Below are 17,781 nucleotides of genomic sequence, written 5' to 3'. Positions count from 1 at the left end.
GCGTGCTCAACGTCGGAATCGACATCGGTGGAACCAAGATCGCAGGCGGCGTCGTCGCCGAAGACGGAACCATCGTCGAACAGACACGGGTGGCGACGCCCACCGATGCGAGCGAGCTCGCCGACACCGTCGCAGCCATGGTCGCCGACCTGGCGTCGCGCCACGAGGTGCACGCCGTCGGTGTCGCCGCGGCCGGCTTCATCGACGCCGCCCGCGCCGTCATCCTGCACGCGCCGAACATCGACTGGACCAACGAACCGCTGCGCGACGAACTCGAACGTCGCATCGGTCGCCCCGTGACGCTCGAGAACGACGCGAACGCGGCGGGATGGGCCGAGTACCGCTTCGGCGCAGGACGCGGTTCGCGCAACATGGTCATGCTGACCCTCGGCACGGGTGTCGGGGGAGCCGTCGTCACCGACGGTGAACTGCTCGTCGGCGGCAACGGCATCGGCGCTGAACTCGGGCACATCCGGTTCGTGCGCGGCGGCCGTCGCTGCGGCTGCGGACAGTACGGCTGCCTCGAGCAGTACGCGTCGGGCCGGGCCCTGCAGGTCGAAGCCGAGCAGATCGCCGCGACCGGCGGCATCGGTGCCGCACTGGATGCCGCCCGAAGCGAAGACGGTCGCATCCACGGCCCCGCCATCTCTCAGCTCGTGCTGGCCGATGACCCGGGCGCGCTCGAAGCGCTCGGCAAGGTCGCCACCGCGCTCGGTGAATCGTGCGGTGAGTTCCAGGCGATCCTCGACCCCGAACTGTTCGTCATCGGCGGCGGTGTCGCTGCCCTCGGCGATCGCCTGCTCGATCCCGTCAAGGCGGCCTACTCGACGTCGGTCCCCGGCTATGGCGAGCGTCCTGTGGCGACCTTCGCCATCGCCGAGCTCGTCAACGATGCCGGGCTCATCGGCGTCGCCGACCTCGCCGGAGGACGCGTCTGACGATGTTCTACTGGATCATGAAGTACATCGTCATCGGGCCCGTCCTGAAGGCGATCTTCCGGCCCTGGATCGTGGGGCGAAACAACGTGCCCGCGACCGGGGCCGCGATCCTGGCATCCAACCATCTGTCGGTGAGCGACTCCATCTTCCTGCCGCTGATGATCGACCGCCCGATGTCGTTCCTCGCCAAGAGCGACTACTTCACGGGCACGGGCATCAAGGGCTGGGCGACGCGAGTCTTCATGAAGGCGACGGGCCAGATTCCGATCGACCGCACCGGGGGCAGGGCATCGGAGGCGTCGCTGAACACCGGTCTGCAGGTGCTCGGCCGCGGTGACCTGCTCGGCATCTACCCCGAGGGCACCCGCAGCCCCGACGGCAAGCTGTACCGCGGACGCACGGGGCTCGCGCGCATGGCGCTCGAGGCGCACGTGCCCGTCATCCCCGTCGTGATGGTCGACACCGGCAAGATCATGCCCATCGGCCGCAGCATCCCGCGGGTCGGCAGGGTCGGCATGGTCATCGGCGAACCGCTCGACTTCTCGCGCTTTCAGGGCATGGAAGGCGACCGCTACATCCTGCGCTCGGTCACCGACGAGATCATGGTCGCCCTGCAGCGTCTGGGGGAGCAGGAGTACGACGACGTGTACGCGTCGACCGTCAAGGACCGCAAGCCCGCTTGAGTCGCCGTCATCCGGTCCGGGGCATCGGTTCGCGCGACTAGACTTGCCGGGTGCCGACCCCTCTCGACCTCGATTCGTGGCGTGCGCTTCCCATCAAGCAGCAGCCCTCCTGGACCGACCTCGACGCCGTAGCGGCTGTCTCCTCTGAGATCGCCTCGCTGCCGCCGCTGGTCTTCGCCGGCGAGGTCGACATGCTGCGCGACCGCCTGGCCCGTGCCGCGAGCGGCAACGCGTTCCTGCTGCAGGGCGGCGACTGCGCCGAGACGTTCGCCGGCGCCACCGCCGAGCAGATCCGCAACCGCATCAAGACGGTGCTGCAGATGGCGGTCGTCCTGACCTATGGCGCGTCGATGCCGGTCGTGAAGATGGGCCGCATGGCGGGCCAGTTCGCCAAGCCCCGTTCGTCCGACACGGAGACGCGTGGCGACGTGACGCTGCCGGCGTACCGCGGCGACATCGTCAACGGCTACGACTTCACCGAAGCGTCGCGCGCGGCCGACCCGCAGCGCCTGCTGAAGGGGTACCACACCGCGGCGTCGACGCTGAACCTCATCCGTGCGTTCACGCAGGGTGGGTTCGCCGACCTGCGCGAGGTGCACTCGTGGAACAAGGGCTTCGCGGGCAACCCCGCCAACGCCCGCTACGAGCGCCTCGCGACCGAGATCGACCGGGCCATCAAGTTCATGGAGGCCGCCGGCGCCAACTTCGACGAGCTGCGCGGCGTCGAGTTCTACACCGGCCACGAGGGTCTGCTCATGGACTATGAGCGCCCGATGACGCGCATCGACTCGCGCACGGCCACGCCGTACAACACGTCGGCGCACTTCCTGTGGATCGGGGAGCGCACCCGCGAGCTCGACGGTGCGCACGTCGACTACTTCTCGAAGATCCGCAACCCCATCGGGGTGAAGCTCGGTCCGTCCACGACGCCCGAGACGGCGCTGGCGCTGATCGACAAGCTCGACCCCGAGCGCGAGCCCGGCCGCCTGACGTTCATCACGCGCATGGGTGCCGGCAAGATCCGCGACGCACTGCCGCCGCTGCTGCAGGCCGTGAAGGATGCCGGCGCGACGCCGCTGTGGGTCACCGACCCCATGCACGGCAACGGCATCACGACGCCCAACGGCTACAAGACCCGTCGTTTCGACGACGTCGTCGACGAGGTGCGCGGCTTCTTCGAGGCCCACCGCGCCGTCGGCACGTTCCCCGGCGGCATCCACGTCGAGCTGACCGGAGACGACGTCACGGAGTGTCTGGGCGGCTCGGAGCAGATCGACGAGAACACCCTCGCGACCCGCTACGAGAGCCTCTGCGACCCGCGGCTGAACCACATGCAGAGCCTCGAGCTCGCATTCCTCGTCGCCGAAGAGCTCGAAAAGCTCTGACGCCCCGCGCCGGGGGTTTCGATACACCCGCGCTGCGCGCGGACACGCAACCGCCGGAGACGTCCCGCGGCGGATCCCGGTGGTCGAGTGCCGCGGCAACGCCGCGGTGTATCGAGACCGGTCAGAGCGATCCGGTGATCTCGATATTCACCGTCGTGCCGTGGGGCTGCCAGTCGCCGCCGCCTGGGTTCTGGCCCGTCACCTCGGTGAACTCATCGAGGAGTGCGTCCCAGAACGGCGCGTAAGAGAATGCGAAGCCAGCACCATCGAGCGTTGCCTTCGCTTCGTCGCGGGTCATGCCGACGACGTTCGGGATCTCGAAGAGCTGCGGCCCTTTGGAGATCACGAGGGTGACGGTGTCGCCCGGGCGGAAGTTGCCGCCGCCGTCGCGTTCGAGCATGCGGATGACGCGGCCCTGCTCGACCTCGCTGCTGTACTCCTCGGTGGTGGCGACCACCAGGTCGACACCCTCGAGCGTGCTCGTCGCACTGTCGACGGACTCACCGACGACGTCGGGGACGGGGCCGAGTGACAGGCGCAACTGCGCGGTCGAGCCCTGCAGCACGGTGCAGCCCTCGGTGCACTGAACCGGCTCTTCCCCTTCGGCCTGCGTCACATACACGCGCACGACGATGCCGTCGTCGAAGTCGGTGAAGTAGGTGGGCCGATCGACGACTTCGATATTGACGTCGGCGAGGGCCTGCGTGGCCTCGTCCTCAGTCATGCCCTGCATCTTGGGCAGGTCGGCCGATGCCGGGCCCAGCGAGACGATCACCTCGACCGAGCTGTCCTTCTCGACGCGGGTACCCGCTCCGGGGTCGGTGCCGATGACCTCGCCCTGCGGCACCTCGAGGCTGTAATCCTCGCCGGGCGCGGCTCGGAGCGACAGGGCTGAAAGCTCAGCGGCCGCCTCGTCGTAGGTCCCACCCGAGATGCTCGGCACCGCGATGAGTGAGCCGGGACCCGAGCCGAACCACCAGCCGGCGCCGCCGGAAGCGGTCGCCAGCAACAGCACGAGCAGCAGCAGCCAGCCGCCCTTGATCGCGCTGCGGCGGGTGCGAGCGCGCAGGCGCGTCGCGTTGTCGGCGGCCGGGGTGACGGTCGGGGCGGTGAACGTGCCGGGCAGCACCTTGGTGAGCTCGCCAGAATCGACGCCGTCGTCGACTGCGATCACGCCCGTGCCGACGGCGGCCGTGCGCACGACCTGCGGGAACACGCCGAGCTGCTTCTCGATCTCGCGCAGGCGGTCGAGCATGGCCTTCGCGTCCACGGGGCGCTCATCGGGTTCGCGCTCGGTGGCCCAGAGCACGAGCTCGTCGAGCGGCTCGGGGACGCCGGGGTTCTTCGCCGACGGGCGGGGGACCGAGTCCGTCGCGTGCTGGTAGGCGATCTGCATCGGCTGCTCGCCCTTGTAGGGCTGCTCGCCGACGAGCATCTCGTACAGCATGATGCCGAGCGCGTAGATGTCGCTGCGCGCATCCGCGGTGCCCCGGGTGACGAGTTCGGGGGCCAGATACGCGATGGTGCCGAGCAGCATCTGCCCGGTCGCCGTGTTCGCGCTCGTTGCGCGCGCCAGACCGAAGTCGCCGATCTTGATGCGGCCGTCTTCGGCGAGCAGCACGTTCTCGGGTTTGACGTCGCGGTGAACGATCCCGGCGCGGTGTGCGGCGGCGAGACCGGAGAGGACGGCATCCATGATCGTGATCGTCTGCGGGATCGACAGGCGACGCTGTTCGCGCAGCAGTTCTCGCATGGTGATGCCGGGCAGGTACTCCATGACGAGATACGCCATCTCGCCGTCCTGGCCCTGGTCGAACACGTTCACAACGTGCGGGTCGGCCAGGCGTGCCGCAGCGCGCGCCTCTTGGATGAAGCGCCCCTGAAAGACGGTGTCGTCGGAGAGGTGGCCGTGCATCACCTTGAGGGCCACGCGACGCTCGAGGCGAAGGTCGGTGGCCACGTATACGGTGGCCATGCCGCCGCGGGCAATGCGAGCACGCACGCGGTACCGACCGTCGACCAGACGGCCGATCAGCGGGTCGGTCTGCTGGCTCGTGCTCACGTGGAGATTCTACGGAGCGAGGGCCCCGACCCCGGGCAGCGGCTCACCCCTGCTCGCGGATCAGCCCAGGGCTGCGAGCCAGGAGTACGCCTTCTTCTCCCACTGGCCGTAGCGGTCGGGGTAGGCAGACACCTGCACCGCCTGGGCGGCGTCGGTGAAGTCCATCGACTGCCAGCCGGGGATGTCGAGCAGCCCGCGCGTGCGGTCGCCGTTGGGATCGTACGGGCCGCCGTAGAACGCTGCGGCCGCGCGGTGCGGATCCTGCACCTGTGCGTCGGTTCCCCAGCCCGCGCTCGGGCGCTGCTGGAAGAGTCCGAGCGAGTCACGGTCGCCCCAGTCGAGGTTGCGCATCCATGACTCGACCATCGCGGTGGCCAGGGCGATCGCGATGCCACGGTCCGAGACGCCGCGGTCGCGGCCCGCCTGGATGATGATCTGCGCGTTGCGGGTCTGCTCGGCGTCGAGGCCGGTCGCGTTCTTCGCGGGGATCGTGAGCTTCTGGCCGGGATAGATGATCGACGACGGCTGCAGGTCGTTGGCCGCGAGCAGGGTCGAGACGGCGATGCCGTTGGCGTTCGCGATGGCCCACATGGTGTCGCCGGCCTGCACGGTGTGCGTGCGCTTGGCGCTCGACGACGCCGCGGGTGCGGACGGTGCCGTCGACGACGCCGGCGTGGAGGTCGACGCGCCCGACACGGAGCCGGGGATGCTGAGCTTCTGGCCCGGGTGGATGAGCGACGAGGATGTCAGCTTGTTCGCCGACCGCAGTGCGGAGAGGGACACCTTCTTCTTCTGCGCGATCGCCCACAGCGTGTCACCCGAGCGCACCGTGTACGTCGAGGTGGATGCCGCAGGCGCCGTCTTCGAGGTCGTCGAAGCGCTCGTCGTCGAGCCGGTCGCCGACAGCCGCAGCTTCTGGCCGGGGAAGATCGTCGAGCTCCAACCGAGGTCGTTCCACGCGAGGACGTCTGCCGTGCGCAGGCCGTAGCGCGCCGCGATGCTGCTGACCGTGTCACCGGCGGCGACCGTGTGGGAGCGGGCGGCGGGCGCGGTCGCCGCGGCGCGAACGGTGGTGACGACCGGGGTGCGGGTCGCCGCGAGCGGCTGGATGCCGGGGCGCACCGACTCCCGCGGTGCCGCCTCTGCGGCCGGTGCGACCGTGAGTGACAGGGCGATGGACCCGACCACGGCGGCAGGCGCATAGGCGCGGATCCGGGTGGCGGATGTGGCAGCGGTGTGCTGACGGCTCAAGAGCGTCCCCCTCGTTTCGACCTCCGCCACCGTGTCACGGAAGTAAACAGGTGTCAACTGATGATAAAGGAGTGACGAATGAGACTTGTGTCATGTGGCCGCCCTGCGTCGTCGGGTTCTGAGCGGCCGTGCACGGGTGACATCATGGGAGCGTGACGAAGACTGCAACGGACTGGCTCACCCTCGCCGATGTCGTGGAGCGCACGGGGGAGTCCCTCGGGCGTGTGCGGCGTCTCCTTGACGAGCGCCAGCTCATCGGATCACGACGCAACGGCCCGTTCCAGATTCCGGCGGTCTTCCTCGTCGAGGACCACCCCCTCGGATCGCTGCGCGGCACCGTCATCGTGCTGCAAGACGCAGGATTCAGCGATGACGAAGCCATCGACTGGCTGCTCACGCCCGAGGAGTCCATCGGGCTCGCGCCGATCGAGGCGCTGCTGGCTGGACGCAAGAGCGAAGTCCGACGCGTCGCGCAGGCGCTCGCCTGACGCGTCTGCGCACCAGCGACGGCTCGCGACTAGGCCGCGCGCTTCGTCGCCGCCAGCGCCAGGTCTCGCAGGCGACCGACAGCCGAGGAGCCCAGCGGTGCGCCGCGCAGCGCGCGGTCGGCTTCGAGGGAGTACTCGGCGATGTGCGACTCGACCCGTGCGAGGGCGCCGGTGTCGATGATCGTCTGCTGCAGTGACGCGATCTGGCCGGCATCGAGCGCGGGGTCGCCGAGCAGTTCGTCGAGTACGCGCCGCGGGCCGGAGGGCAGTGCCTCGCGCGCGTACGCGATGAGCAGGGTGCGCTTTCCTTCGCGAAGGTCGTCGCCGCTGGGCTTGCCGGTGACCGCTTCGTCGCCGAACACCCCGAGCACGTCGTCGCGTAGCTGGAAGGCGAGGCCGATGGGGTGGCCGAACGCCGACAGTGCGTCGTGCTGTGCCGGCGTGGCACCGGCCAGTGCCGCACCGATCAGCAGCGGCTGCTGCACGCTGTACCGCGCGGACTTCAGTGAGGCGATGCGCAGCGCGCGCGCAGCCTGCTCGGCGTCGTCGGCGGTGAGGTAGGCGGCCTCCTCGGCGATGTCCAAGAACTGCCCCACCGTCACGTCGCGGCGCATGACGCCGTACGCGGTGCGGGCATCGGCGGCATACGTCGCGTCGCGCAGACCCTCTTCGAGCAGGTCGTCGCTCCACGCGACGAGCAGGTCGCCGAGCAGAACGGATGCCGCCCGTCCGAACGCCTCGGCATCGCCCGCCCATCCGGCGGCACGGTGAGCCGCCTCGAGTCGGCGGTGCGCGGAGGGGCGCCCGCGGCGGGTGTCGGAGTTGTCGATGAGATCGTCGTGGACGAGCGCGGCGGCCTGGAAGATCTCGAGCGCGGATGCCGCCGTCACGACGCTGTCGTCGGGAGTCGTGCCGCGCGCGGAATGCTCGGCGACGCTCTGCCACCCGGTGATGCAGAAGCGTGCGCGCAGCCGCTTGCCGCCCTGCAGGCAGGCGACTGCGTCGGCGACGAGTCCGGCCGCTTCGGCGCCCATGCCGGCGACGGCATCCGCCTGGGCTGAGGTGAACCTCTCCAGTCGCTGAGAAACGGCCTCGATCGGGTCTGCAGAGGGGGTCACGGGCCTAGCCTAGTTCTCGTACGCACGCGTACAATGAAGGACCGAACCACCGCCGACGAGGGGGCAAGCATGCCGCTGTCAGAACAGGAACAGCGTCTGCTCGACGAGATGGAACGCCATCTCATGCGCAATGACGCCGATGTCGTGAGTGCGCCCCGCGAAGGGCAGTCGCTCAGCTACCGCAACATCGTCTACGGCACGATCCTCGTCCTCGCCGGCATCGCCGGGCTGATCGTCGGCGTCTCGACGAGTCTGATCATCGTCGGCGTGCTCGCGTTCGTCGTGATGGTCGCGGGTGTCGTGCTCGCCGTCACGCCGACCAAGGGCGTCTCGGGCAGGGCGCGAGCGGCGTCGACGCCCACCCGCAAGACCGCTCCACCTTCCTCCACCTCGTTCATGGATCGCATGAACGATCGCTGGGACAAGCGCCAAGACGGGCGCTGACGCACCAGCGCTCCGCAGCCTTCCAGGGCACCGACCTCCGGGTCGGTGCCTTTTTTTCGTGCCCTGGGGGAGACCGGCCCAGAAATCGATAGTGAAGTGGAGGAAAGTGGAGTAAAGTGGCGACATCCTGAATCGGCCGGACGGGAAATGGGGTGGTGGGTCCGATGCTGTTGGGCACGCACACTCCCAAGCTCGACGACAAGGGCCGCGTCATCCTCCCGTCGAAGTTCCGCGACGACCTCGGCTCGAGCGTCGTCGTCACGCGCGGTCAGGACCGCTGCCTGTTCCTCTTCAGCGAGAAGGAGTTCGAGCGCCAGTACGAGAAGATCCGCGAAGCGCCGCTGACCAACAAGAACGCCCGCGGCTTTCAGCGCATGTTCCTGGCCGGGGCGAGCGCGGAGAAGACCGACAGCCAGAACCGCATCACCATTCCGCCCCACCTGCGCACGTACGCGAGCCTCGAGCGCGAACTCATCGTCACCGGAGTCGGCGACCACGCCGAGATCTGGAACGCCGACGCGTGGAACGCCTACGCCGCCGGACACGAAGACGTCTACTCCGACATGGAGGAGGAGGTGATCCCCGGCCTGTTCTGATCCTCGGCCGTGACTCCCAGCCGCACGCCCTGACACACTTCCCCGGTGCCAGGTCGGAGCGGATGGGGATCAGGGTCCCGGATCCCAAGCCCCGCTCATCATGAACCTCCGCGACATCCACACCCCCGTGCTGCTCGACCGCTGCGTCGAGCTGCTGGCGCCTGCGCTCACCCGCCCCGGCGCCGTGCTCGTCGACGCCACCGAAGGCATGGGCGGGCACTCCGAGGCGCTCCTGGAGCGTTTCGCCGACATCCACCTGATCGGGCTCGACCGCGACACCGACGCACTGCGCATCGCGGGGGAGCGGCTCGCCCGGTTCAGTGACCGCGTCACACTCGTGCACACCGTCTACGACGGCATCGACGCAGCCGTTCGCAGCACCGGTCGCGACAAGGTCGACGGCATCCTCTTCGACCTCGGCGTCTCATCACTGCAGCTCGACGAGGCCGAACGCGGATTCGCCTATTCGCAGGACGCGCCGCTGGACATGCGGATGGATCAGACCGCCGGCGTCACGGCGGCCGACATCCTCGCCACCTACGGCGAGGGCGACCTGCGGCGCATCTTCGAGCGATACGGCGAAGAGAAGCTCGCGGGGCGATACGCCCGCGCGATCCTCGAGGCCCGACGCAGCGAGCCGATCACACGGTCGGCGCGCCTCGTCGAGGTGCTCGTCGCCGCAACGCCGGCCGCCGTGCAGCGCGAGCGCAGCGGACACCCCGCCAAGCGCGTCTTCCAAGCGCTGCGCATCGAGGTCAATGCCGAACTGGCCGCCCTCGAAGACGCGATGCCCGCGGCGATGGGGTTGCTGCCCGTCGGCGGCCGCATCGTCGTCATGAGCTACCAGTCGCTCGAAGACCGGCTCGTCAAGCGGCTGTTCGCCGACGCGTCCGCATCGACCGCACCCGCCGGACTCCCGGTGGAGCTGCCGGAACACGCACCGCGCTTCCGGCTGCTGACCAAGGGGGCCGAACTGGCCTCCGAAGAAGAACGCGCGCGCAACCCGCGCGCCACACCCGTGCGGCTGCGTGCCGCCGAGCGGCTGAGGGAGACGGCATGAGCGCCACCGCGTGGAACACCATCCCGGCACGTCCCGGTCGCACGACCGACGTCGACCCCCGGCGCGGTCTGCGCGCCGTCGACCAGCCCGCGCGCGCTCGACGACCGCGACTGCTGTACGGCGTGATCGCGGTCTGCGGTGCGGTCGCGATCGGCGCAGCCCAGATGGGCCTGTCGATCCTCACGACGCAGAGCTCGTACGAGCTCGCCGCGCTGTCCTCGCAGCAGCGCGACCTCGACTGGCAGAAGCAGATGCTCGCCGATGAGGTCGCCGGTCTCAGTTCGCCGCAGTACCTCGCCGCCAACGCGTCGGCCCTCGGCATGGTGACGGGTCAGACACCGAACTACCTGCGCCTGAGCGACGGCGAGATCATCGGTGCCGGAGAAGCGGCATCCGGCTCGTCGGCCGTCAACGCGCTCAACAAGGCGGCCGTCGGCAACGCGCTCATCGCCGGTGTGCCGTTGGTCACCGACCCGAGCGCCAGCCTCGACGGTGCCGCGACCGTTGATGAGAGTCTCCTGACCAATACGGCGACACCCCCGCCGATCAGCGAGGGTCTTCCGACTCCCGACACACACTGAGAAGCATGACGACACGAGCAACCCGAAGCCAGCGTCGTCGAACGGTCGTCGCCCTGGCCGTCGTCCTCGTGGTGCTTGCCGCATTCGTCATCCGCCTCGTCGACATCCAGGTCGTCAACGCGAACGACCACATCTCCGACGCGCGCGCGATCGCGACCGAGAAGGTCGCCGAGCTCAACGGCACCCGAGGCGAGATCGTCGACACGACCGGATCGGTGCTCGCGACGAGCACGATGCTCTACGACGTGCAGGTCGACCCGCTGCTGGCCGCTGACGGCGTCGCGGTCACCGACGAGGACGGGGTCGCCGTCACCGGTGACGACGGGCAGCCGCTGCGCACGACCTGGAGCGAGGTGGCGACGCAGATCGCGGAGGTCACCGAGCAGAGCCCTCACGACGTCGAGGCGATCGTCACCGATGCCCTGGCAGAAGACGCCGCCTCGCGCTTCGCGTACATCAAGCGGTACGTCTCCACGGAGCAGTACCGGGCACTGGCTGAGCTCGACCTGCCGTTCCTCACGTTCCCGGAACACCCGTCCCGCACGTATCCGTCGGGCGCGGTCGCGGGGAACATCATCGGCTTCACCGGATCCGACGGGGACGCACTGGAGGGCCTCGAGGCGCTTCAGAACGACTGTCTCGCCGCGACCGACGGTCAAGTCACCTACCAGCGCGGTGCCGACGGTGTCATCATCCCCGGAACCGAGCAGACCACGGCGGCCGTCGACGGCGGCACGCTACAGCTCACCATCGACGCAGACCTGCAGTGGTACATGCAGCAGCTCATCGCCGAAGAGACGCAACGGCTCAACGCGGAGTGGGGCGGGATCGTCGTGCTCGAAGTCGCGACCGGAAAGATCCGCGCCCTCGCCGAAGCACCCACCGTCGACCCCAACGACGTCGGCGCCTCCGACCCCGAAGACCGCGCGTCGCGTCTGCTGCGCTACTCGTACGAACCGGGCTCGACGTTCAAGCCCGTCACGGCCGCCACCGCGATCGAACAGGCTGGGCTCACACCGAACTCGACCGTCGTCGCCCCCGACCGCATCGAGTTCCCCAACGGCGCCGTGATCAACGACTCCGAGAAGCACGCGACGCAGAACATGACCCTCACCGGGGGCCTCGTGAACTCGTCCAACACGGCGATGTCGCAGTTCGGCGCGCTCGTCGACCCCGAGACGCGCCTCGAGTACCTGCAGAAGTTCGGCGTCGGTGAGGGCACCGAGCTCGACTGGTCGGGCGAGCCCGACGGCACGTACATCCCGACCGACCAGTGGGACAACCAGACGTACTACACGACCACGTTCGGCCAGGCCTTCACGGTCACGGTGCCCCAAGTCGCGAGCGTCTACCAGACGATCGCGAACGGCGGCGTGCGCATGCCGCTGTCACTCGTCGAGTCGTGCACCAAGCCCGACGGGACGGTCGTCGAGATGGATGCCGGCGAACCCGAGCGCGTCATCGAGGAGGACACGGCCGAGACGGTGAGCCTCATGCTCGAGAACGTGTTCACGCAGGGCACGCTCGCCGAAGACATCGCGATCGACGGCTACCGGATGGCGGGCAAGACCGGAACGGCGCAGGTCTCCGACGGCAACGGCGGATACAAGAACGGTCTCTACTTCACGTCGCTGGTCGGCTACGCCCCCGCAGATGATCCGCAGTATGTTGTTCTGACGGTCTTCGACGAGCCCCGAAAGGTGCGGATGTCGTCGGCGAACCGCTCGGCGTTCAAGAAGGCCATGACGCAGGTGCTCAAGCACTACCGCATCATGCCGTCCGACTCCGAGACCCCGCTGCTCCCGGTGACCCGGTGAGCGAGAACGAGATGACGCGCGGGCACGCGCGAGAGGTATCCGCAGCATGATCCGCATGACGCTGGCCGAGGTGGCGCACGCCGTCGGCGGCACGCTCCACACCGCAGGCGAAGACACCGCCGAAACGGTCGTCGACGGCACCGTCGACACCGACTCCCGCGAGATCGGACCCGGCGACATCTTCGCCGCCAAGCCCGGAGAAGTCACCGACGGACACCGCTTCGTCCCCGACGTCGCCGCGGCCGGCGCGACGTTGGCGCTCGTCGAACGCGCGGTCGATGCGCCGATCAGCCAGATCGTCGTCGCCGACGTCGTCGCCGCTCTCGCCGACCTCGCGCGCGAGGTCGTGGGGAGGGTTCGTGCCCACGGCCGCCTCAAAATCGTCGGCATCACCGGATCCAACGGCAAGACGACCACCAAGAACCTGCTCGCGCGCATCCTGCAGGACGAAGGCGAGACCGTCGCGCCGCGGGCGTCGTACAACAACGAGGTCGGCGCGCCACTGACGATGCTGCGCGTGACCGACGACACCCGCTACCTGGTGAGTGAGTTCGGTGCCGCGGGCCCCGGACAGATCGCACGCCTCGCGGGCCTCGTCACACCCGACGTGGGGGTCGTGCTGATGGTCGGGCTCGCCCACGCGGGCGGGTTCGGCGGCGTCGAGGCGACCCTCAAGGCCAAGACCGAACTCGTCGAGGCGGTCCGCCCGGGCGGTGTCGCCGTACTCAACGCCGATGACCCGCGGGTCGCGACGATGGCCGCCGTCGCCGAAGCGCGCGGCGTCTCGGTCCGCTGGTTCGGCCGCGGCACCGCTGCCGAGGTGCGCGGAGACGATGTCGCGGTCACGGATGCCGGCACGACCGCGACCGTCGTCACGACCGAGGAGACCCTGCCGCTGCGACTGCGCGTGCTGGGCGAGCATCACGTCATGAACGCCCTCGCGGCGCTGACGGCGGCGCAGGTGCTCGGCGTGCCGCTCGCCGACGGCATCGCCCGATTGGAGACCGTCGAGATCGCCGAGCGGTGGCGCATGCAGCCGCTCGGGTCCGACCGCATCCGCATCATCAACGACGCGTACAACGCGAGCCCCGACTCGATGGCTGCGGCCCTTCGCACCCTCGCTCAGATCACCGGCCCCGGCCAGCGCAAGGTCGCCGTCCTCGGCGCGATGAGCGAACTGGGTGAGTATGCGGGGGAGGAGCACGATCGTGTCGGGCTGCTCGCCGTGCGTCTGAGGATCGAGCGGATCGTCGTCGTCGGCACCGAGGCGCGCCGGTTGTTCCTCGCTGCCGTCGGCGAAGGATCGTGGGACGGTGAGGCCGTCTTCTTCACGACGGCCGACGAGGCCTACGACTACCTTGTGGGCGAACTCCGCGACGGTGACCGTGTGCTCGTGAAGTCCTCCAACAGTGCCGGCCTCCGGCATCTGGGCGATCGTCTGGGAGAATCGTTCTCGTGAGATCACTCCTTGCCGCCGCGACGATCTCGCTCGCCTTCACCCTGTTCCTCACACCGCTGTTCATCCGGCTGTTCGAGAAGCTCGGCTGGGGGCAGGTCATCCGCACGCCCGAAGACCCCGCCAACCCGTCGCACGGCGCGAAGCGCGGCACGCCCACGATGGGCGGGCTCGTCTTCATCGCAGGAGCGATCACCGGCTATCTCGTCGGCACGTTCACGGGCGGGTCGCCCCCCACGATCTCCGGCATCCTCGTCATCTGGATGATGGTCGGCCTTGGCGCGATCGGCTTCATCGACGACTTCATGAAGGTGCGCCAGCAGCGCAGCCTCGGGCTGTCGGGGTGGCGCAAGATCGTCGGCCAGATCATCGTCGCGGTGCCCTTCGGCATCGTCGCGCTCAACTTTCCCAACGCGGTCGGAGAAACCCCCGGTTCGCCGTACATCTCGCTGTTCCGCGACATCTCCGCTCTGAGCTTCATGGCGCTGGGCGCCGTCGTCGGATGGATCCTCTACCTCGTGTGGACGTCCTTCCTCACCGTCGCCTGGTCGAACTCGACCAACGTGACCGACGGCCTGGACGGCCTCGCGACCGGCGCCGGCATCTTCACGATCTCCGCGTACAGCCTCGTCACGTTCTGGCAGTTCCAACAGCGGTGCACGAGCGGCGCGCTCGTGACGGCCTACCAGGCCGCCTGCTACGACACGCGCGACCCGATGGACCTCACGATCATCGCCGCTTCGTTCGTGGGCGCACTCGTCGGGTTCCTGTGGTGGAATGCGCCGAAGGCGAAGATCTTCATGGGCGACACCGGATCCATGGCCATCGGCGGCGTCATCGCCGCGATGTCGATCCTCTCGCGCACCGAGGTGCTCGCCGTCATCATCGCCGGCATCTTCATCATCGGGCCCGGGTCGGTGCTGCTGCAGCGCTACTACTTCAAGGCGACCGGCGGAAAGCGGCTGTTCCTCATGACGCCGTTCCACCACCACCTCGAGATGCGCGGCTGGCCCGAGGTCTCGATCGTCGTGCGCATGTGGATCATCGCGGGCATGCTCGCCGTCACCGGCGTCGGGCTGTTCTACGTGGCCTGGCTGGCGGCGCTGTGACCGGCGACGCGGGTGCGTCGCGCCTGGACGCCCTGACGAGTTGGCACAGCGACTGGAAGGGCCTGCGCGTCGTCGTGCTCGGCCTGTCCATGACCGGATTCTCGGTCGCCGACACGCTCGCCGAACTCGGCGCCGACGTGTTGGTGGCGACCGAGCGTGCCGACGAGGAGTACGCGACGCTCATCCCGGTCATCGGCGCGCGACTGCACGCGGGACCGCTCGACGCGGTACCGGATGCCGTCTCGGCCCACGACCCCGAGGTGATCATCGCGTCGCCCGGGTTCGCGCCGCATCATCCAGTGATCGCCTGGGCGAGGGAGCGCGGCATCCCGCTGTGGGGCGACATCGAACTCGCCTGGCGTGTGCGCGACAAGGTCGTGCGCGCTGACGGCACGCCTGCCGACTGGGTGCTCATCACCGGGACGAACGGCAAGACGACCACCACGAACCTGACAGCGTCCATGCTGGTCGCGGGCGGCCTGCGTGCAGCCCCCTGCGGCAACATCGGCGTTCCCGTGCTCGACGCCGTGCGCGACCCCGCCGGGTTCGACGTGCTCGTCGTCGAACTGTCGAGCCACCAGCTCTGGTACCTGAGCCTGCAGACCGGCCCCGAACCGCTCTCGCCCCACGCGAGTGTGTGCCTCAACCTCGCCGACGACCACCTGCAGTGGCACGGGTCGTTCCAGGCCTATCGGGATGCCAAGGCGTTCGTCTACAACCAGACCCGCGTCGCGTGCGTCTACAACAAGGCCGACGCCGCCACGCGCGAGATGGTCGAAGACGCCGACGTCGTCGAGGGGTGCCGGGCGATCGGCTTCGACCTCGGCACGCCAGGCCCGAGCGACCTGGGTGTCGTCGACGGCATCCTCGTCGACCGCGCATTCCACCCCGACCGCCACACGAGCGCGCTCGAGCTGTGCACCGCTGCCGACCTCGCCCAGCGGGGACTGGGCGCACCGCACATCGTGGCGAACATCCTGGCAGCCTCGGCCCTCGCCCGGTCGCTGGGCGTCGAGCCCATTGCGATCCGCGACGCCCTGCGCACCTTCCGACTCGACCCGCACCGCATCGAGGTCGTCGCCGTCGCGGGCGGCGTCACCTGGATCAACGATTCCAAGGCGACGAACCCGCACGCCGCGTCGTCGTCGCTGGTCGCGAACCCCGGCGCCGTCTGGGTCGTCGGCGGACTGCTGAAAGGCGTCGACGTGACCGACCTCGTCGCCGCACGCGGCGGCAGTGCCAAGGCGGTGATCGTGATCGGCGTCGACCGCACCGAGATCACGGCGGCGTTCGCGCGACACGCGCCGGCGGTGCCGCTGTTCGAGGTCGACGCGGCTGAAACTGAAGACGTCATGACACGGGTCGTCGAACTGGCGGCACAGGTCGCCGGCGATGGGGACACCGTGCTCCTGGCACCGGCGGCTGCATCGTTCGACCAGTTCGCGTCCTACACGGATCGCGGAGACAGGTTCGCAGCGGCCGTGAAGGAATGGATCGGCCGCACGCAGTAGCCGACGGAGAGGGCGGGAGGCGCCGGTGACGACGACACACGACCGCTCGCGCCCGACGGTTGCGCCCACCGCCATCTCCGACGCCTCGCGCGGGTTCACGGCGCGCGTGTCGCTCGGCCGCGTCCTGGCGCCGGTGCCGAGCGAGTTCCTGCTGATCGCGTCGACCGCGCTCATCCTCACCATCTTCGGACTCGTCATGGTGCTCTCCGCCACGATGGCGACGTCGCTCGCCGCGGGAGAGAGCCCGTTCGAGGTCGTCTTCAAGCAGGGCGTCTTCGCGCTCCTCGGCGTCCCGCTGATGTTCATCCTCAGCCGCATGCCGATCAGGTTCTGGAAGCGCGTCTCCTGGCTCGCGCTCATCGGCGGCGTCGCGCTGCAGCTGCTGGTGTTCGTTCCCGGCCTCGGGCAGGAGGCGAACGACGGCAACCGCAACTGGATCTCGATCGCCGGCATGCAGGCCCAGCCGTCAGAGTTCCTGAAGCTCGCGTTCGCGCTGTGGCTCGGCTACGTGCTCTACCGCAAGCAGACACTGCTGGGCGACTGGCGGCACGTGTTCATTCCCGTCGTCCCCGTCGGCCTCCTCGTCATCGGCTCGGTGCTCGCCGGACAGGACCTCGGCACAGCGATGATCCTCGTGCTGATCATGCTCGGCGCGCTGTTCTTCTCCGGCGTCAAGCTGCGCATCTTCGTGATTCCGCTCATCGCGGCAGTCGTCGCGGTCGCGGTGCTGGCCGTCACGAGCCCGAACCGCATGGCGCGCATCATGAGCTTCCTCGACGCCGACTGCCTCGCCGACTACGCCGATAAGTGCTACCAGCCGCTGCACGGCATCTGGGGCCTCGCCGGCGGCGGCATCTTCGGGCTCGGGCTCGGCAACTCGCGTGAGAAGTACTCGTGGCTGCCCGCGGCCGCACACGACTACATCTTCGCGATCGTCGGTGAAGAGCTCGGACTGATCGGCTGCGTTGTCGTGCTGGGGCTGTTCACGCTGTACGCCGTGGGTGCCTTCCACGTCATCCGCAAGACGCCAGACCCCTTCGTGCGCATCGTGGCCGGTGGCATCACGGTCTGGATCGTCGGGCAGGCACTCATCAACATCGGCGTCGTGCTGCGGGTGTTCCCCGTGCTCGGTGTGCCGCTGCCGTTCATGTCGCAGGGAGGCACCTCGCTGCTCTCGGTGCTGCTGGCCACCGGCGTGCTGCTGTCGCTCGCACGCTCACTGCCGCCGCGCACCGCGCCCGCGCCGGTCCGCCCCGAGCGGCCGGCGCGCGCCCGGTAGTCT

Annotated in this window: 16 protein-coding genes; 13 read left to right on the top strand and 3 right to left on the bottom strand. The window is 69.0% G+C overall.

Translation table 11 applies throughout. The annotated features are described in order from the left end of the window. Positions 1–2 precede the first annotated feature (2 nt). Genes AC3ENX_RS09550 through AC3ENX_RS09540 form a run of 3 tightly spaced genes read left to right on the top strand, consistent with a single transcriptional unit; the run spans position 3 to position 3,006 of the window. Positions 3–938 carry an ROK family protein gene (locus tag AC3ENX_RS09550; RefSeq protein ID WP_434811652.1) on the top strand — a complete coding sequence of 312 codons (936 nt, stop codon included), beginning with the start codon at positions 3–5 and terminating at the stop codon, positions 936–938. A 2-nt stretch (positions 939–940) separates the two neighbouring features. Next, entirely contained in the window at positions 941–1,621 is a 681-nt protein-coding gene (locus tag AC3ENX_RS09545; protein WP_434811651.1) for a lysophospholipid acyltransferase family protein, read from the top strand. A gap of 50 nt (positions 1,622–1,671) precedes the next feature. Continuing rightward, positions 1,672–3,006, top strand: coding sequence for a class II 3-deoxy-7-phosphoheptulonate synthase (locus AC3ENX_RS09540; protein WP_434811650.1), 1,335 nt, complete (start codon positions 1,672–1,674; stop codon positions 3,004–3,006). 121 nt (positions 3,007–3,127) lie between these two features. On the opposite strand, the gene pknB is transcribed toward AC3ENX_RS09540, so the two are convergent. Both pknB and AC3ENX_RS09530 read right to left on the bottom strand, forming a co-directional pair. Beyond that, the gene (gene pknB / locus AC3ENX_RS09535; RefSeq protein ID WP_434811649.1) at positions 3,128–5,068 is read right to left on the bottom strand and encodes a Stk1 family PASTA domain-containing Ser/Thr kinase; all 1,941 of its coding nucleotides are present in this window, start codon (positions 5,066–5,068) and stop codon (positions 3,128–3,130) included. A gap of 60 nt (positions 5,069–5,128) precedes the next feature. Continuing rightward, positions 5,129–6,319 (bottom strand): LysM peptidoglycan-binding domain-containing protein, encoded by a 1,191-nt coding sequence (locus tag AC3ENX_RS09530; protein WP_434811648.1) that lies wholly within the window; start codon positions 6,317–6,319, stop codon positions 5,129–5,131. 152 nt (positions 6,320–6,471) lie between these two features. On the opposite strand from AC3ENX_RS09530, the gene AC3ENX_RS09525 reads away from it, so the two are divergent. Continuing rightward, on the top strand, positions 6,472–6,807 hold the full coding sequence (locus AC3ENX_RS09525) for an Rv2175c family DNA-binding protein (RefSeq protein ID WP_434811647.1): 336 nt from the start codon (positions 6,472–6,474) through the stop codon (positions 6,805–6,807). A 29-nt stretch (positions 6,808–6,836) separates the two neighbouring features. Here AC3ENX_RS09525 and AC3ENX_RS09520 read toward each other — a convergent pair whose 3' ends face one another. Next, a complete protein-coding gene (locus AC3ENX_RS09520) occupies positions 6,837–7,925 on the bottom strand; it encodes a polyprenyl synthetase family protein (protein ID WP_434811646.1) in 1,089 nt (362 codons plus the stop codon). Between the two features lie 69 nt (positions 7,926–7,994). Here AC3ENX_RS09520 and AC3ENX_RS09515 point away from each other — a divergent pair, with 69 nt between their 5' ends. The 9 genes from AC3ENX_RS09515 to ftsW all read left to right on the top strand — a co-directional run bounded on the left by AC3ENX_RS09515 (position 7,995) and on the right by ftsW (position 17,778). Further along, on the top strand, positions 7,995–8,369 hold the full coding sequence (locus tag AC3ENX_RS09515) for a DUF3040 domain-containing protein (RefSeq protein ID WP_434811645.1): 375 nt from the start codon (positions 7,995–7,997) through the stop codon (positions 8,367–8,369). A gap of 164 nt (positions 8,370–8,533) precedes the next feature. Then, positions 8,534–8,965: a division/cell wall cluster transcriptional repressor MraZ gene (gene mraZ, locus AC3ENX_RS09510; protein ID WP_434811644.1), complete on the top strand. Its 432-nt coding sequence runs from the start codon at positions 8,534–8,536 to the stop codon at positions 8,963–8,965. Positions 8,966–9,065: 100 nt separating this feature from the next. Next, positions 9,066–10,025 (top strand): 16S rRNA (cytosine(1402)-N(4))-methyltransferase RsmH, encoded by a 960-nt coding sequence (gene rsmH / locus AC3ENX_RS09505; protein WP_434811643.1) that lies wholly within the window; start codon positions 9,066–9,068, stop codon positions 10,023–10,025. Then, the gene (gene ftsL, locus AC3ENX_RS09500) at positions 10,022–10,606 is read left to right on the top strand and encodes a cell division protein FtsL (RefSeq protein WP_434811642.1); all 585 of its coding nucleotides are present in this window, start codon (positions 10,022–10,024) and stop codon (positions 10,604–10,606) included. Before rsmH ends, ftsL begins: the two co-directional genes overlap by 4 nt. Before the next feature lie 5 nt (positions 10,607–10,611). Further along, the gene (locus AC3ENX_RS09495; RefSeq protein ID WP_434811641.1) at positions 10,612–12,423 is read left to right on the top strand and encodes a peptidoglycan D,D-transpeptidase FtsI family protein; all 1,812 of its coding nucleotides are present in this window, start codon (positions 10,612–10,614) and stop codon (positions 12,421–12,423) included. A gap of 46 nt (positions 12,424–12,469) precedes the next feature. Next, complete coding sequence (locus tag AC3ENX_RS09490; RefSeq protein ID WP_434811640.1) at positions 12,470–13,882, top strand: UDP-N-acetylmuramoyl-tripeptide--D-alanyl-D-alanine ligase; 1,413 nt, start codon at positions 12,470–12,472, stop codon at positions 13,880–13,882. Continuing rightward, positions 13,879–14,988: a phospho-N-acetylmuramoyl-pentapeptide-transferase gene (gene mraY / locus AC3ENX_RS09485; protein ID WP_434811639.1), complete on the top strand. Its 1,110-nt coding sequence runs from the start codon at positions 13,879–13,881 to the stop codon at positions 14,986–14,988. The genes AC3ENX_RS09490 and mraY overlap by 4 nt, the downstream gene beginning before the upstream one ends. After that, a complete protein-coding gene (murD, locus tag AC3ENX_RS09480; RefSeq protein WP_434811708.1) occupies positions 14,970–16,499 on the top strand; it encodes a UDP-N-acetylmuramoyl-L-alanine--D-glutamate ligase in 1,530 nt (509 codons plus the stop codon). Before mraY ends, murD begins: the two co-directional genes overlap by 19 nt. 25 nt (positions 16,500–16,524) lie before the next feature. Beyond that, the gene (gene ftsW / locus AC3ENX_RS09475; RefSeq protein WP_434811638.1) at positions 16,525–17,778 is read left to right on the top strand and encodes a putative lipid II flippase FtsW; all 1,254 of its coding nucleotides are present in this window, start codon (positions 16,525–16,527) and stop codon (positions 17,776–17,778) included. The last annotated feature ends 3 nt before the right edge of the window (positions 17,779–17,781 follow it).

It is taken from the genome of Microbacterium sp. bgisy189 (assembly GCF_057707225.1).
Note: the sequence above shows the minus strand (reverse complement) of the source record. Positions and strands in the feature narration are given on the sequence as shown.